Here is a 15703-nt window from a genome sequence, read left to right on the forward strand (position 1 = left end):
AATTAAAAACTGTCTCTCAACCACTGACTCATGCGATGCAGTTTTCCGCCTGTTCCGGTCATCCTGAAACCGGAAAGTCCTTTCGCCGAATGGCTCTCGAAGCTCGCCATCTGCGGATAGATCATCAGTCCGACCGAGGTCGAGAACGCCGGGCCCTTGGCCGCTTCCGGCAGGCCTGCGACGCCGAGCGGACGGCCGATACGCACATTGCGCCCGAGAATGCGGCGCGCCGCTTCCGGCAGGCCGGCAAGCTGGCTGGCGCCGCCGGTGAGCACGACGCGCTTGCCGACGGCATTGCCGTAGCCGGACTTGTTCAGCCGGTCGCGCAGAAGCTCCAGCGTCTCGTCGATGCGGGCGCGGATGATACGCGTCATCACCGAGCGCGGGATCTGCAGCGGTATATCGCCTTCCTCGCCGATCGGCTGGATCGAGACGAGGTCGCGGTCGTCGGCGCTGCCGGGCAGCGCCGAGCCATGCATCACCTTGAGCCGCTCCGCGGCGTCAAGCGAGGTCGACAGGCCCTTGGCCATATCGAGCGTCACATGGTTGCCGCCGATGGCGATGGCGTCGCCATGCACGAACTTGCCTTCCGAGAAGACGGAGATGGTCGTCGTGCCGCCGCCCATGTCGATGCAGGCTGCGCCCATTTCGAGCTCGTCGTCGACCAACGAGGCAAGCCCGCTGGCATAGGGCGTCGCCACCATGCGTTCGACCGACAGATGCGAGCGGTTGATGCAAAGCTCGAGGTTGCGCATCGGCGCGGCATCGCCCGTCAGCACATGCATGTCGACGCCAAGCGCATCGCCCACCATGCCGCGCGGATCGCGCATGCCGCGCTCGGCGTCGAGCGAGAAACCGACCGGCAGCGAATGGACCACCTCGCGCTCGGCCCGCAGCGCCTGCTTGGCGCCGGCGGCGAGCACGCGTTTGATGTCGACTTCCTCGACTTGATGACCGCCGAGATTGATCGTCGCCGAGAAGGCTTCGCTCTTCAGCCGGCCGGCCGTCATGTTGACGATGAGGGAATCGACCGTTAGCCCTGCCATGCGCTCGGCTGCATCGACGGCAAGCCGGATGGCATGCTCGGCGCGGTCGAGATCCACCACCACGCCCGACTTCACGCCTTGCGACTTCTGGTGACCGATGCCGATCACCTGGATGCGATGCGACCGCCCGCGCAGAAGCTTGCCGTCTTCGTTCGGCTTGAGCTTCGCCACAACGCAGCAGACCTTGCTGGAGCCGACATCGAGCACCGTGAGCGTGCCCGACCGGCGCGAAGATGCGTCACCGCCGCCGCCAAGCCAGCTCATATCTTCGTCTCCGTCTTGCGCTTGGCCAGATTCTTCGGCTTGTCGCTGAGCGCGGCTTCGCGCTGCGTCGCCGCCTCCGGCGAAAGCTCCACGACCAGCCGGTCGGAGAGCCGCATATCGACGGCGGCGATGTCGCGCGCCAGCAACCCGTTGTCATGGTCGATCTTGACGAGTTCGGCGATCGCCTGGTCCTCGTTGTCTTCCGGCAGCTTGACCGTGATGCCGTTCTCAAGCCTCAGGTCCCAGCGCCGCTCGCCGACACGGATGTAACCTTTGACCCGCGCCGCGAGATCGGGATAGCGCTTGATCTTGTCGAGAAAGGCCGGCGCCATCGCCGGCGCGCCCGCGCCGATGATCAGCGGCAGCAGCGCCTGCTTGCCGCCCGAGAACGGCGCGATCACCTCGCCCGATCGCTCGATGACAGAAACCGAAGTGCCCTGCTGCCAAAGCGCGAAGGGCTCGCGTTCCTCGACGCGCACTTCCAGCGTATGCGGATAGATCTTGCGCACCGCCGCGCCCTCGACCCAGGGCAGCGTCGCGACGCGCTCGCGCGCGGCCTCGGCATCGAAGCCGATCAGCGAGGTCCAGCCGTCGAGGTCGAGCCGGTCCAGCACGTCGATTTCGGAGGTCTGGCGGTTGCCGACCACCTTGATCTGGTCGACGGCAAAGCCGGTGCGCGCCGTGATACCTTGCACGATGCTGTCGCCATAGCCGCCGAGATAGGCGCCATAGGCGCTGCTCGATGCGATCAGCGCGGCGGAAAGGATCGCCGCCGAAAAGCGCGGCGCCTCATACTCGCCGCCACACAGGCGCGCCAGCACGCGCATCGGCCGGCGGAGTTGACGCGGCAACACGAAACGGTCGAATGACAGCGACATGCCGAACAGCGCGAGACCAGCCGCGCCGCCGCCATTACCCTGTCCCCACCTCAACGCAGACACGAAGCGTCCTCCACCATCCAACTCAACAAATCGCCGAACGAGTGCCCCGCTTGCGCGGCGATTTCAGGCACCAGAGACGTCGGCGTCATGCCCGGCTGAGTGTTGACCTCGAGCCAGACAACCTCGCCGTTTTCGGAGTGACGGTCGTCGTAACGGAAGTCCGATCGGGAAACGCCCCGGCAACCAATGGCAAGATGAGCCTTGAGGGCCAGTGTCTGTATTTTTTGGTAAATATTCGGTGAAATTTTAGCAGGGATTTCGTGTTTTGATCCACCGGGAACGTATTTTGAATCGTAATCGTAGAAGGAATGCCCGGTCGGGATGATCTCGCAGACGCCAAGCGCCACGTCGCCCATCACCGCGCAGGTCAATTCGCGCCCATGGATGTAGCGCTCGACCATGACGATCTCGCCATATTGCCATTCGGTCGAGCCGATCACCTGCGGCGGATGCGACTGCCCCTCATGCACGATGACCACGCCGAAGCTCGATCCCTCATTGACCGGCTTGACCACGTAAGGCGGCTTCATCGGATGCTTGTTCTGGACGGCGAAGCGGTTGACCACCTTCGATTCCGCGACCGGAATGCCGAACGCCTTGGCAATCTTCTTGGCCTGCTCCTTGTTCATGGCGAGCGCCGAAGCGAGCACACCCGAATGGGTGTAGGGAATTGCGAGATATTCGAGAATTCCCTGGATGGTGCCGTCCTCGCCGAACGGACCGTGCAGCGCATTGAAGGCGACATCGGGCTTGAGCTCGGCAAGCACAGCCCCGACATCGCGCGAAACATCGACACGGGTGACCTGATAGCCTTCACTCTCGAGCGCATCCGCACACGCCTTCCCCGAGGACAGAGACACGGGCCGCTCCGAGGAGAATCCACCCAGGAGGACAGCCACATGCTTCTTCTTCATTCCCGTCATCCCCTCTCACGCCGGGCCTGCAACCGCTATTCCCACACCGCATTTCCGCACATTGAGTCCGAGTCTTCCGGCAGGTTGCCCCCCCAGACGGAAAACGCGGCTGAACGCGTCGAACGACTCAAATCAGGAAACGCTTTAGGGCAGAGAATCAGAGAGTTGATTCGCTGGCAAGTACCTATGATTCCGAGAGATTCACTTTCCGCGAAAACAGCCGCAAAAAGTGATTTGTGAGTCTTTAAGGCAACGGTTTGCGGCCGTTTCAGACCGCTGGAAGTTCAAGCATCACATGAACTCAAGCCTAAGCTAAAGAAGCTGGCCAAGAAACTCCTGGACCGCATGGCCAGGCCTGAAATTGCCGAGGCGCTTGATCTCCCAGTACAGCCGGATGCCGGCATTCTCCAGCACGCGCGCCCGCACCGTCTCGCCGAGATATTCGAGGTCGTAGCCGGTGGCCGTGCCGGTGTTGATCATGAAGTTGCAATGCATCGGCGACATCTGCGCGCCGCCGATCATCAGCCCGCGGCAGCCGGCCTTGTCGATCTCCTTCCAGGCCGAGGTGCCTTCCGGATTCTTGAAGGTCGAGCCGCCGGTCTTCTCGCGGATCGGCTGCACCGTCTCGCGATGGTTCTGCACGGCGTCCATCGCCGCCTTGATCGTCGCCTTGTCTTCCGCAAACCCTTCGAAAATGGCCGAGGTGAAGATCAGTCCGGCGGGCGCCGACGAATGGCGATAGGCATAACCCATATCGGGGTTGCTCAGCGTATGGAGATTGCCCTTGCGATCCAGCGCCCTCACCTCGACGACCCGCTCGCGGGTCTCGACGCCGTTGGCGCCGGCATTCATCCTGAGCGCGCCGCCAACGGCGCCCGGGATGCCGTGATAGAAATGAAAGCCGCCGATGCCGGCCTCATAGGCCACCGCTGCGAGGCGCTTGTCCGGTGTTGCCGCCCCTGCCTTGATCGTGGTTGGCCCGGTGGCCTCGGCCTCGCCAAAACCCTTGGCCGAGAGCCTGACGACGAAACCAAGAATGCCGCCGTCGCGCACCAGAAGATTGGAGCCGACACCGACCACCATGACCGGTATCTCTTCAGGCACGGCGCGCAGGAAGGCGGCGAGGTCTTCCTCGTCGGCCGGCTGGAACAGCGCTTCGGCCAGGCCACCGGCCCGGAACCAGGTGATCTTGTCCATCTCGGCGTTCGGCGCGACGCGGCCGCGCAGGCCGGAAAGCTTGTTGCCGAGTTTATCGATCAGGTCCTGGCCGCGCATCATGACGGCGTCCCACCAAGTTCCTTGGGCAGCGCATAGGCCCATTGCGTGATGTTGCCGGCGCCGAGGAAGACGACGAAATCGCCGGGCTTGGCAAGCTCGCGAATGGCGGGCGCGATTGCCGCCTGACCCTCGATATAGCGTGCGTCGCGGTGCCCGCCGGAGCGGATGCGCGACACCAACGCGTCGGAAGTCGCGCCCTCGATAGGTTCCTCGCCGGCCGCGTAGACCGGCGCCACCATGACCGTGTCGGCGTCATTGAAGCAGACGGAGAATTCCTCGAAGAGGTCGTGCAGCCGGGTGAAGCGATGCGGCTGTGCGATGGCGATCACCCGCCCCTTGGTCGCGCTGCGCGCGGCCTTCAGCACCGCCGCGATCTCGACCGGGTGATGGCCGTAGTCGTCGAACACCTCCACGCCGTTCCACGAGCCGGTATGGGTGAAGCGCCGCTTGACGCCGGCGAAAGACGAGAGGCCCTTCTTGATCGCCTCGGCCGACAGGCCAAGCTCATGCGCCACCGCGATCGCCGCCGTCGCATTGGAAACGTTGTGCCGGCCGGGCATCGGCAGACGCAGGTCATTTATCGACGTCGTGCCCCGCCCCTTGCGATCGCGGATGACGATGTCGAATTCGGAGATCGCGCCCTGCATGCGATGGTTGGTGAAGCGCACGTCGGCCTGCGCGTTCTCGCCATAGGTGATGACGCGCCGGTCCTCGATGCGGCCGACCAGCGCCTGCACTTCCGGATGGTCGGTGCACATCACGCCGAAACCGTAGAACGGCACGTTCTCGACGAACTGGCGGAAGGCTTCGCGCACCTTGTCGAAGCTGCCATAGTGGTCGAGATGCTCGGGATCGATGTTGGTGACGACCGCGATGTCGGCCGGCAGTTTCAGGAAGGTGCCGTCGCTCTCGTCGGCTTCGACCACCATCCACTCGCCATCGCCCATGCGGGCATTGGTGCCGTAGGCGTTGATGATGCCGCCATTGATGACGGTCGGGTCGAGCCCGCCGGCCTCGAGCAGCGTCGCCACCATTGAGGTGGTCGTCGTCTTGCCATGTGTGCCGCCGATGGCGACCGCCTGGCGGAAACGCATCAGTTCGGCCAGCATCTCGGCCCTGCGCACGATCGGCAAAAGCTTCTCGCGCGCGGCCTTGAGCTCAGGGTTGGACTTCTTGATCGCGGTCGAAACGACCACGACTTCGGCGTCGCCGACATTCTCGGCCTTGTGGCCGACGAAGCATTCGATGCCCTTGTCGCGCAACCGCTGCACATTGGCGCCGTCGGCCTGATCGGACCCCTGCACCTTGTAGCCCAGATTGTGCAGCACCTCGGCGATGCCGCTCATGCCGATGCCGCCGATGCCGATGAAATGCACAAGGCCGATCGTCTGCGGCATCTTCATGGGCGCGTCCTCCTGTAGTCCGAAACCGTTTTGCCGGACGCAATAGCCTCTGTCAGATCGGCGAGCAACCGCGCCGCGTTCGGTTTCCCGGCCGAACGGGCGGCGGCGGCCATGGTCGTTAGCCGGTTCGGGTCCTTGACCAGCCCGCCGACCAGCTCGGCGATGCGCGCCGCCGACAGCGTCGACTGCGGATGGAGCTCGGCGCCCCCGGCGGCGGCAAGGGCTGCGGCATTCGCGGCCTGATCGTGGTCGAGCGCGTGCGGATAAGGCACCAGCAGCGCCGGCCGGCCGATGACGGCGATTTCCGAAACCGTCGACGCGCCGGAACGCGACATCACCAGATGCGCCGCCCCAATGCGTGCCGCCATGTCGGTGAAGAAGGGCGAAACCTGGGCGTCGACGCCGAGATCGGCATAGGCCGCCTTCACCCGCGCCACATCCTCGGCGCGCGCCTGCTGGGTGATGACCAGCCGCTTGCGCAGGTCTTGCGGCAGCAGCGCGATCGCCGCAGGCATGGCATCGGAAAAGAACTGCGCGCCCTGGCTGCCGCCGAACACCAGGAAGCGGAACGGCTCGGCCTCGTTGGAGGCCAGATACGGCGTCTTCGCCGCTTCGAGGATCTGCGGCCTGACCGGATTGCCGGTGGTCACGGTCTTTGCGCCGACGGCGCTCGCTCCTTCCGGCAGGAAGCCGCCGGCTATCGCATCGACGCGGCCGGCGAGCGCCTTGTTGGCGCGGCCCATGACGGCGTTCTGCTCATGGATCAGCGTCGGCACTCTTCGCCTTGTCGCCGCATAGAGGGGCGGCAGCGTCGGATAGCCGCCGAAGCCGACGACCGCCTCCGGCTTGACCCTGGCGATCACCCGGCTGGCCTCCCGCACGCCCAGCCAGATTTTCCAGAAGGCCGAGAGCATGGCGACCGGGTTCTTCGAACCGAGCGTCGCCGAGGGGATCGTGTGAATGTCGGCTGCCGGGAAATGACGGGAATAGCGCTCGGCGCGATGGTCGGTGGCAAGATGCACCTTCCAACCGCGCTCGTTCAACTCGTGCGCCAGCGCCTCGGCCGGGAACAGATGTCCGCCCGTTCCACCAGCCGCAAGCAGGATGATACCCTTCGCCATCCCGCCTCATTCCGCCGGCATTGCGCGCTGCGACAGGACGAAGCCCATCTGCTTGCGCTTTTCCGGACGCTTGCGCGTCAATGCGAGCACCATGCCCATCGAGACGGCGATGGCGATCTGCGAGGAGCCGCCATAGGAGATGAAGGGCAGCGTCATGCCCTTGGCCGGCATCAGTTGCAGGTTCACGCACATGTTGATGGCCGACTGCAGGCCGAAGACGGTGACGAGGCCGCCGACCGCATAGCGGGTGAAATCATCGTGTTCCTTGAGCGCGATGCTCAAGCCGCGCAGCACGATGAAGGCAAAGATCGACATGATGAAGAAGCACATGATCAGCCCGAACTCCTCGCCCGCGACCGAGAAGACGAAGTCGGTATGAGCATCCGGAACAATGCGCTTGACGGTTCCTTCGCCCGGCCCGACACCGAACCAACTGCCGTTGATCAGCGCCTCGCGACCCATGTCGACTTGGAACGTATCGCCTTCGCCGGTCAGAAATTTGTCGATGCGCAAGGCAACGTGCGGGAACACCGAATAGGCGGCGAACAGGCCGCTTGCCCCGACCATGCCGAGAGCCACGATCCACAGCCACGGCAGGCCGGCCATGAAGAACATGACGCCCCAAGTGCCGGTCACCAGCATGGTCTGGCCGAGGTCGGGCTGCGCCACCAGAAGCGAGATGACCAGCGCAAGCAAAAGCATGGCGAACAGATTGCCGGGAATATCGGGCTGGCGCTTGTGCTCGGCAAACAGCCACGCGCAGATGATGACGAAGGCGGGCTTCAGGAATTCGGACGGCTGGATGGAAAGCCCGGCGAGCGACACCCAGCGCCGCGCGCCCTTCACCTCGACGCCGATGTAGAGCACCGCCACCATCAGCACCAGCATGATGCAGAGCATCACCAGCGACATGCGCCTTATCTGCCGCGCCTCCAGGAAGGAGACCGCAAGCATGACGATGAGCGCCGGGATGGTGAAGATGACCTGCCTGGTGGCGAAGTGAAAGCTGTCGAGGCCGATACGCTCGGCCACTGCGGGGCTCGCCGCGAAGGACAAAATGATGCCCAGTCCCATGAGCGACAGGAACGCGGCCAGGAACCAGCGATCGATCGTCCACCACCAGGTGGCAACAGGACTTTTGTCGAGACGGCTTTGCATCAACGTGGCCCTCCGATGGGTTTGACGCCATCAATAGCAGTCGCAGCTTGCCTGAAGACTTCGCCGCGAACCTCGAAATTCTTGAACTGGTCGAAACTGGCGCAGGCCGGCGAAAGCAGCACCACGGCTTCGCCGCCGGTGTCGTTTGCCGCGTCATGGGCGGCATGCTCGACCGCCGCCGCAAGCGTTCCCGATATCTCGTATGGCACCGCCTCGCCGAGCGTCGCCGCGAAGGCGGGCGCCGCCTCGCCGATCAGATAGGCCTTCGCGATGCGCGGGAAGAAGCCGCGCAGCGGCTCGATGCCGCCTTCCTTCGGCAAGCCGCCGGCGATCCAGTAGATACGATTGGCGAAGCTCGACAGCGCGGGCGCTGCCGCATCGGCATTCGTCGCCTTGGAATCATTGACGAACAGCACATGGTCCTTGCGGCCGACCTGCTCCATGCGGTGCGCGAGCCCCGGGAAGCTTTCCAGCCCGGCCTGGATCTCGCCGAGCTCGAGCCCGACTTTCAGACAGGCGACGACTGCGGCCAGCGCATTCTGCGCGTTGTGCTGGCCGCGCAGCGAGCCGATGCCTTCGAGAAAGGCGACGCGGCTGTAGCGGCCGTGCACGGCTTCCATCAGATTGGTGCCGTCGGCGAAATAGCCGTCGGTCAAAGGCAGGCGCTTGGAAATACGAACGACCGGCCGGCCGGCCCGCTCCAGACGGTCGGCGATCTGGGCGCACCAGGAATCGTCGACGCCGATGATCGCTGTGTCGCTGCCGGCGACCAGCCGCTCCTTGATCGAGGCGTAATGCGCCATCGTGCCGTGCCGGTCGAGATGGTCGGGCGTAAGGTTAAGCAGGATGCCGGCGGTCGGGTTGACCGAGGGCGCAAGGTCGATCTGATAGGACGAGCACTCGACCACATAGTGCCGCTGAGGCTCGGGCGGATCGAGCGTCATGATGGCGCGGCCGATATTGCCACCCATCTGCATGTCGCGCCCCGCCGACTTCAAGATATGGGCCGTCAGCGCCGTCGTCGTGGACTTGCCGTTGGTGCCGGTGATCGCAATGAAGGGCGCTGCCGGCGCGCGGCTGTTGCGCTCGCGGCAGAACAGCTCAATATCACCGATCACCTCGACGCCGGCGCCGCGTGCGAGCTCCACCGTCCAATGCGGCTTCGGATGCGTCAGCGGCACGCCTGGCGACAGCACGAAGGCGGCGAAACGCGGCCAGTCGGCTCCACGCAGGTCGCCGGTCGCAATGCCCGCGGCGGCGGCCTTGGAGACGCTGTCTGGATTGTCGTCCCAGGCCAGCACCTCGGCGCCCCCTGCGATCAGCGCATGCGCGGTGGCGATTCCCGAGCCGCCAAGCCCGAAGAGCGAAACCCGTTTGCCGGAAAAGGAAGCGGCGGGGATCAAGCAGGCATCCTATCTGAGCTTGAGGGTGGAGAGGCCGACCAGCGCCAGGATGACGGCGATGATCCAGAAGCGGATCACCACCTGGCTTTCGGTCCAGCCGAGCTTTTCGAAATGGTGATGGATCGGCGCCATCAGGAAGACGCGCTTGCCGGTCATCTTGAAATAGCCGACCTGGATGATAACCGACAGGATCTCGACAACAAACAGGCCGCCGACGATGACCAGCACGATCTCGTGCTTGGTGGCGACCGCAATGGTGCCGATCAGCCCACCCATCGCCAGCGAGCCGGTGTCGCCCATGAAGATCGCGGCCGGTGGCGCGTTGAACCAGAGGAAGCCCAGGCCCGCGCCGATCACAGCGCCGAGCACGACGGCGAGCTCACCGGTACCGGGCACGAAATGGATCTGCAGATATTCGGCGAACACCGCGTTGCCCGACAGATAGGCGATGACGCCGAAGGACGCCGCCGCGATCATGATCGGCACGATCGCCAGCCCGTCGAGGCCGTCGGTCAGGTTCACCGCATTGCCCGCGCCGACGATGACGAAGCAGGAGAACGGCACAAAGAACCAGCCGAGATTGATCAGAAATTCCTTGGCGAAGGGAAAAGTCAGCGACGATGAGAACGGCGCCTGGCCATTGTGCATGATCACCCACGCTGCGATAGCGGCGATGATGAACTCGATCGCCAGCCTCGCCTTGCCGGAAAAGCCCAGATGCGACTGCTTGGTGACCTTGAGATAGTCGTCGTAAAAGCCGATCGAGCCGAAGCCGACAGTGACCAAAAGCACCACCCAGACATAGATGCTGGACAGGTTCGCCCATAAGAGCGACGAACCGATGATGCCGGACAGGATCATCAGCCCGCCCATGGTCGGCGTCCCCGCTTTCTTGAAATGCGTCTGCGGGCCGTCGGCGCGGATCGGCTGGCCCTTGCCTTGCCGCAGACGCAGCGAATTGATGATCGTCGGCCCGAAGATGAAGACGATCAGCGCCGACGTGATCAGCGCGCCGCCGGTGCGGAAGGTGATGTAGCGGAAAACATTGAAGACCGAGATCTTGTCCGCGAAATCGACGAGCAGTGTGAACATGGTCCTTCCGTCCCCCGGAACCCGACCTAGGCCGGCTTGATGTTTGTGGCTTCCGCCGGAAATTTGCCGAGCAACGCCTCGACCAGCTTTGAAAACCCGATGCCTTTCGACGATTTGACCATCACCACGTCACCGGGCCTGAGCGCGGAGATCACGATCGGCTTCAGCTCTTCGGCTCCCGCCCGATACTCCGTCTGGATATCGGCCGGCAAAACCTCGGCCAGCGCCTGCATTTCCGGCCCGCCGAGAAAGACGTTGCGCGTGCCCGTGCCGACGATCAGTTCGGCGAGCGCCGCGTGGAGCTTGGCCGAATGGCTGCCGAGCTCCAGCATGTCGCCGAGCACCGCAATGCGCCGGCCCTCGCCCGAGACCGGCGTGGCGTTGAGCAGCGCCATGGCCGCCGCCATCGACGCCGGATTGGCGTTGTAGCTCTCGTCGATCAGCGTGATCGGCCCGTTTGGATGATGCAGGACGTGGCGCCGGCCGCGCCCGCGTTCGGCCGAAAGGTCTGCAAGCGCGGCCGCGACCTTGTCGACATCGGCGCCGACCAGCTGCGCGGCGCCGAGCACCGCCAGAACGTTCTGCACGATATGGCGGCCGGGCGCCCCGACACGGGCCGTCAGGTCCCTCTTGCCGATCTTGACGGCGATGTCGGAATGGTCGGCATGAAGCTCGCATCCGACAAGGCGGAAGGCCGAGCGGACATTTTCGCCGAAGCCGAAGACATGCTCGACGCCTGCCTCCTTCGCCATTTTCCCGAGCAGCTTCCAACGTGGATCGTCACGGTTGAGCAGCGCGGCGCCGCCAGGCTCGATCCCCTCGAAAATCTCGGCCTTGGCCATGGCGATCTCGTCGAGATTCCTGAAGAAACCGAGATGGGCGGCGGCAATGATCGTCACGATGGCGACATGCGGCCTGACCATCTTGACCAGCGGCCTGATCTCGCCCGGATGGTTCATGCCGATCTCCAAGACCGCGTAGTCGCAGTCCTGCGGCATGCGTGCCAGCGTCAGCGGCACACCCCAATGGTTGTTGAACGACTGCGCCGAGGCGTGCACCTTGCCGACCGCCGACAGCACATGGCGCAGCGCTTCCTTGGTGGTCGTCTTGCCGGCCGAGCCCGTGACCGCGATGATCCTGGCCTTCGAGCGGGCGCGGGCTGCCACGCCGAGCTTCTCGAGGGCCGCAAGCACATCTTGCACGACGATCATCGGCGCCGTCAGCCGGCCGAGCGAGGGCAGCTTGCCCTCGGCGACGACCAGCACGGCCGCTCCGGCCTTGACCGCCGCCGTCGCGAAATCATGGCCGTCCATCGCCTCGCCCTTGATGGCGAAGAACGCATCTCCGGGCTCCAGGCTGCGGCTGTCGATCGAAATGCCGGTGATGCCCTGCGGCAGCGAGCCGATCGGCCTGCCGCCCATGGCTTCGACGAGCGCTTCCGACGTCCACAGCAGGTTCATGCGGCGCGCTCCTTGAGCGCCTCGCGCACTTCCTCATGGTCGGAGAAGTGGAAGGTTTCGGAGCCGATGGTCTGGCCTTCCTCATGCCCCTTGCCGGCGACGATGAGCGTGTCGCCGGCGCGAAGCATCGCCACCGCCTCGTGGATCGCCTTGCGGCGGTCGCCGATCTCGATGGCGCCGGGCGCGGCGGCGAGGATCGCCGTGCGGATGGTTTCGGGCACTTCGGTGCGCGGATTGTCGTCGGTGACGATGACGATATCGGCGAGCCGCGTCGCGATCTCGCCCATGATTGGCCTTTTCCCCCGGTCACGATCACCGCCGCAGCCGAACACCACGACGACGCGGCCAGTGGTGAAAGGCCGCACCGAGGTCAGCACATTTTCCAGCGCATCGGGCTTGTGGGCATAGTCGACATAAACGGGGGCGCCAGCCGCGGTGGTGCCGACGAGGTCGAGCCTGCCCGGCGCGCCCTTCAATTTCTCCAATGCCACCAAGGCTTTGCCCGCGGGTGTTCCAGTCGCGATGGCAAGGCCTGCCGAGACCAGCGCGTTGGCGATCTGGAAATCGCCGGCCAAAGGCAGGTCGACCTCATGCAGCACGCCGTCCGCTACGATTTCGGCACGCTGCCGATGCCGCTCATGCTCGACCCGCTTCAGCGTCAGGAAATCGCCATGGCGGCCGACGGTCAGCACTTTCAGCCCCGCCGCCTTCGCGGCTTTGATGGTCGGCTCCGACCACGCGTCGTCGGCAAAGACGATCGCGGGCGCGCCCTTCGGCAGCAGCGTGTCGAACAGGCGCAGCTTGGCGCGGTGATAATCCTCGACCGTCGGATGGTAATCCATGTGGTCGCGGCCGAGATTGGTGAAGGCGCCGGCCGCGAGCTTCACCCCGTCGAGGCGGCGCTGGTCGAGACCGTGGCTCGAGGCTTCCATCGAGGCGTGGGTGACGCCGGCATCCGCCAGTTCCTTGAGCAATCGGTGCAGCGCCACCGGATCGGGCGTCGTCAGTGAGCCATATTCGTTGCGGCCGGGCGCCACGACACCGGTCGTGCCGATCGAGGCGGCGGCAAAACCCGCCTGCTCCCAGATCTGGCGGGTGAAGGCGGCGACGGATGTCTTGCCGGCGGTGCCGGTGACGGCGACCATGGTTTGCGGCTGGCGGCCGAAGAAGCGCGCTGCGCTGAGCGCCAGCGCCAGGCGCGGGTCGTCCACGGCGAGAACCGGGATCGATAGGCCAGAGACGGTCGTGCCCCTGCCGGTGACGATCGCGGCGGCGCCGCGGCTTGCGGCATCGGCCGCATAGGTCGAGCCGTCGGCCTTGCTGCCGGCTAGCGCGAAGAAGACGACGCCGGTCTTGACCACGCGGGAATCGGAGGAAAGTCCGGTCACCTCCAGATCGGGGGTAGCTGTTCCCTCGACAGGCAGGATGCCGGCTAGATCTTTTAGATGCATTGAGTCCCGTTCACCGCAACAAAATAGCGCGCAGTTGCCGGCGCGCCCCAAGAATCACTGATAGGAAACCAGCGTTGCACCATTTTCATGGCTGAAATCTGGCTTCACGCCAAGCATGGCGGCCGCGCGTCTGATGATGTTGCCGGCCATGACCCCCGCATTGTTGGCGGCAACGTCCGTCATACCGGGCTTTTCAGGATGCGGGGCGTCGGCGATCGTGAACACCAGATATTGCGGATCGTCCATCGGGAAGGCGGCGACGAAAGTGTTGAAATTCAAGTCCTTGGAGTAGCGGCCGTTGATGACTTTCTCGGCCGTTCCGGTCTTGCCGCCGACGCGGTAGCCAGGGACCCTGGCGTTTCTGGCCGAGCCTTTTTCGGCATTGAGCGTATAGAGATAGCGCATGCCTTCGACCGTCTTGTCGCTGACCACTTTCTTGGCTACCGCCATTGCATCCTGCTCGCCGCGCACCAGGAATGTCGGCTCGATCAGATAGCCCTGCATCAGGGCCGCGCAGCCGACGGCTGCCTGCAGCGGCGTCGTCGACACGCCATGGCCGAAGGCGATGGTGAACGAATTGACCTGTTTCCAGACCTTCGGTTCGGTCGGGCGCGCGACCTCAGGCAGTTCGGTCTGCATCCTGTCCAGAATGCCGAGGCGGTGCAGGAATTCGCGATGCCCCTCTATGCCGACCAGCTCGGCCTCCCTGGCCGACCCGATGTTGGACGAATAGAGGAACACCTCCGGCAGCGACAGCACACGGTTCTTGCCATGGAAATCGTGGATGGCCTGATGGCCGACCCGGATCGGATGCGACGCGTCGAAGCGGCTGTTCATTGTCGCCTTGCCGGAATCGAGCGCCATGGCCGAGGTGAAGCTCTTGAAGGTCGATCCCATCTCGTAGAGACCCGCCGACATGCGGTTCAGCCGGTCCTTTTCCTGCGCATTATACGGATTGTTCGGATCGAAGTCCGGCACCGAGGCCATGGCCATCACTTCGCCCGTCTTGATGTTCAGCACAACGGCGCCGGCGCCAATGGCGCGATAACGCTCCAGGCCGGCGGCGATCTCGTCGCGCACCACGTGCTGGACGCGCAGATCGATCGACAGCTTGACCGGCTTGAGATCCTTGGCCACGGCGAGCCCCGACGCCTGCAGGTCGCTCAGCCCCTGCTCGTCGATATACTTCTCCATGCCGGAGATGCCCTGGTTGTCGATATTGGTGAGGCCGACGATGTAGGACGAGGTCTCGCCGCTCGGATAGAAGCGCCGCTTTTCGGTGCGGAAGCCGAGGCCGGGGACGCCCAGCGCCAGGATGTCGGCCTGCTGCTTCGGCGTCAGCTGGCGCTGCAGCCAGACGAAGCCGGCCCCGCTCTTGAGTTTGCGATAGGTCTGCTCGTAATCGATCTCGGGCAGCACGGTCGACAATTTCTCGATCGCTTCGTCGGCGTCGACGATGCGGCGCGGCTCGGCAAACAGCGACGCCGTCTTGATGTCGGTCGCCAGCACCTCGCCGTTGCGATCGACGATATCCGGACGTGACGCCGTGACCCGGTTCTCCGGGCCGCCCGAAAGATCCGGGTTCTGCATGCCGAGATAGACGAGCCGGCCGGCAATGGTCGAATAGATGGTGAAGAACACCGCCATGGTCATGACGATGCGTGTCTTTGCCTTGCCGCCCGTCGCCTTGCGAGCGGCGTCGACAACGATCGAGCCGTCCTCAACCTGCTTCTTTCGGCGCTTCAGCAGGTCACCGATCCTTGGAAGCCTGCTGATCATTGAACGGTGCTCCCGGTGACCACTGGATCCTTGCCGTCCGCAGGCTCTTTCCCCAAATTATCGGCCATGCCGCCAAGGCGCTGCGAGGAGAGGTCCTCGATGGTCAAGGGTTTCACGGGAATGTCGTCGAGGCTGCCGATCTGGTGCGCGTTGACCGGTTCCAGTCCGAGTTGGCTCTTATAGACATCGGCAAGCTTCTGCAGCCGCGACGGCTGCGTGAGCAGGCTCCAGTCCGCCTTGAGGAGGTCGATCGTTTCTTCCTCGTAGTGGATCTGCGCCTGGATCTTCTGCACCGCCGCCAGTTGCTCTTCGGCTTCCCGCTTCGTCTTGTAGGTCAGGGCCGCGGCCGAGACCATGACGGCGATCAGGACTATGTCGCTGGTACGAAACACG

Annotated in this window: 13 protein-coding genes; all 13 read right to left on the bottom strand. The window is 64.4% G+C overall.

Translation table 11 applies throughout. The features are described 5' to 3' along the window. Positions 1–2 precede the first annotated feature (2 nt). The 13 genes from ftsA to LB565_RS01890 all read right to left on the bottom strand — a co-directional run bounded on the left by ftsA (position 3) and on the right by LB565_RS01890 (position 15702). On the bottom strand, positions 3–1310 hold the full coding sequence (gene ftsA, locus LB565_RS01830) for a cell division protein FtsA (protein WP_224581474.1): 1308 nt from the start codon (positions 1308–1310) through the stop codon (positions 3–5). Beyond that, positions 1307–2251 (bottom strand): cell division protein FtsQ/DivIB, encoded by a 945-nt coding sequence (locus tag LB565_RS01835; RefSeq protein ID WP_224581475.1) that lies wholly within the window; start codon positions 2249–2251, stop codon positions 1307–1309. Before LB565_RS01835 ends, ftsA begins: the two co-directional genes overlap by 4 nt. After that, positions 2239–3165: a D-alanine--D-alanine ligase gene (locus LB565_RS01840; protein WP_224581476.1), complete on the bottom strand. Its 927-nt coding sequence runs from the start codon at positions 3163–3165 to the stop codon at positions 2239–2241. The genes LB565_RS01835 and LB565_RS01840 overlap by 13 nt, the downstream gene beginning before the upstream one ends. Before the next feature lie 312 nt (positions 3166–3477). Then, a complete protein-coding gene (gene murB, locus LB565_RS01845) occupies positions 3478–4443 on the bottom strand; it encodes a UDP-N-acetylmuramate dehydrogenase (protein WP_224581477.1) in 966 nt (321 codons plus the stop codon). Further along, positions 4440–5846: a UDP-N-acetylmuramate--L-alanine ligase gene (gene murC, locus LB565_RS01850; protein ID WP_224581478.1), complete on the bottom strand. Its 1407-nt coding sequence runs from the start codon at positions 5844–5846 to the stop codon at positions 4440–4442. Before murC ends, murB begins: the two co-directional genes overlap by 4 nt. Further along, on the bottom strand, positions 5843–6967 hold the full coding sequence (gene murG / locus LB565_RS01855) for an undecaprenyldiphospho-muramoylpentapeptide beta-N-acetylglucosaminyltransferase (protein WP_224581479.1): 1125 nt from the start codon (positions 6965–6967) through the stop codon (positions 5843–5845). The genes murC and murG overlap by 4 nt, the downstream gene beginning before the upstream one ends. A gap of 6 nt (positions 6968–6973) precedes the next feature. Further along, complete coding sequence (gene ftsW, locus LB565_RS01860) at positions 6974–8125, bottom strand: putative lipid II flippase FtsW (protein WP_224581480.1); 1152 nt, start codon at positions 8123–8125, stop codon at positions 6974–6976. Further along, a complete protein-coding gene (gene murD / locus LB565_RS01865) occupies positions 8125–9528 on the bottom strand; it encodes a UDP-N-acetylmuramoyl-L-alanine--D-glutamate ligase (protein WP_224581481.1) in 1404 nt (467 codons plus the stop codon). The genes ftsW and murD overlap by 1 nt, the downstream gene beginning before the upstream one ends. Before the next feature lie 9 nt (positions 9529–9537). After that, positions 9538–10620, bottom strand: a complete 1083-nt coding sequence (mraY, locus tag LB565_RS01870; protein ID WP_224581482.1) for a phospho-N-acetylmuramoyl-pentapeptide-transferase — start codon at positions 10618–10620, stop codon at positions 9538–9540. Positions 10621–10646: 26 nt separating this feature from the next. Beyond that, a complete protein-coding gene (locus tag LB565_RS01875; RefSeq protein WP_224581483.1) occupies positions 10647–12080 on the bottom strand; it encodes a UDP-N-acetylmuramoylalanyl-D-glutamyl-2,6-diaminopimelate--D-alanyl-D-alanine ligase in 1434 nt (477 codons plus the stop codon). After that, positions 12077–13531, bottom strand: coding sequence for a UDP-N-acetylmuramoyl-L-alanyl-D-glutamate--2,6-diaminopimelate ligase (locus LB565_RS01880; RefSeq protein ID WP_224581484.1), 1455 nt, complete (start codon positions 13529–13531; stop codon positions 12077–12079). Before LB565_RS01880 ends, LB565_RS01875 begins: the two co-directional genes overlap by 4 nt. Positions 13532–13585: 54 nt before the next feature. Then, positions 13586–15310, bottom strand: coding sequence for a peptidoglycan D,D-transpeptidase FtsI family protein (locus tag LB565_RS01885; RefSeq protein ID WP_224581485.1), 1725 nt, complete (start codon positions 15308–15310; stop codon positions 13586–13588). Then, complete coding sequence (locus LB565_RS01890) at positions 15307–15702, bottom strand: hypothetical protein (protein WP_224581486.1); 396 nt, start codon at positions 15700–15702, stop codon at positions 15307–15309. The genes LB565_RS01885 and LB565_RS01890 overlap by 4 nt, the downstream gene beginning before the upstream one ends. Position 15703 lies beyond the last annotated feature (1 nt).

Origin of the sequence: Mesorhizobium sp. CA14, from assembly GCF_020165195.1 — a bacterium.
Classification (GTDB): domain Bacteria; phylum Pseudomonadota; class Alphaproteobacteria; order Rhizobiales; family Rhizobiaceae; genus Mesorhizobium.

Excerpts from the sequence above, each read along its gene's own strand:
- ftsW (WP_224581480.1), bottom strand. The coding sequence starts at position 8,125 with ATGCAAAGCCGTCTCGACAAAAGTCCTGTTGCCACCTGGTGGTGGACG.
- LB565_RS01875 (WP_224581483.1), bottom strand. The coding sequence starts at position 12,080 with ATGAACCTGCTGTGGACGTCGGAAGCGCTCGTCGAAGCCATGGGCGGC.
- LB565_RS01885 (WP_224581485.1), bottom strand. The coding sequence starts at position 15,310 with ATGATCAGCAGGCTTCCAAGGATCGGTGACCTGCTGAAGCGCCGAAAG.
- LB565_RS01840 (WP_224581476.1), bottom strand. The coding sequence starts at position 3,165 with ATGAAGAAGAAGCATGTGGCTGTCCTCCTGGGTGGATTCTCCTCGGAG.
- murB (WP_224581477.1), bottom strand. The coding sequence starts at position 4,443 with ATGATGCGCGGCCAGGACCTGATCGATAAACTCGGCAACAAGCTTTCC.
- LB565_RS01880 (WP_224581484.1), bottom strand. The coding sequence starts at position 13,531 with ATGCATCTAAAAGATCTAGCCGGCATCCTGCCTGTCGAGGGAACAGCT.
- murC (WP_224581478.1), bottom strand. The coding sequence starts at position 5,846 with ATGAAGATGCCGCAGACGATCGGCCTTGTGCATTTCATCGGCATCGGC.
- ftsA (WP_224581474.1), bottom strand. The coding sequence starts at position 1,310 with ATGAGCTGGCTTGGCGGCGGCGGTGACGCATCTTCGCGCCGGTCGGGC.
- murG (WP_224581479.1), bottom strand. The coding sequence starts at position 6,967 with ATGGCGAAGGGTATCATCCTGCTTGCGGCTGGTGGAACGGGCGGACAT.
- mraY (WP_224581482.1), bottom strand. The coding sequence starts at position 10,620 with ATGTTCACACTGCTCGTCGATTTCGCGGACAAGATCTCGGTCTTCAAT.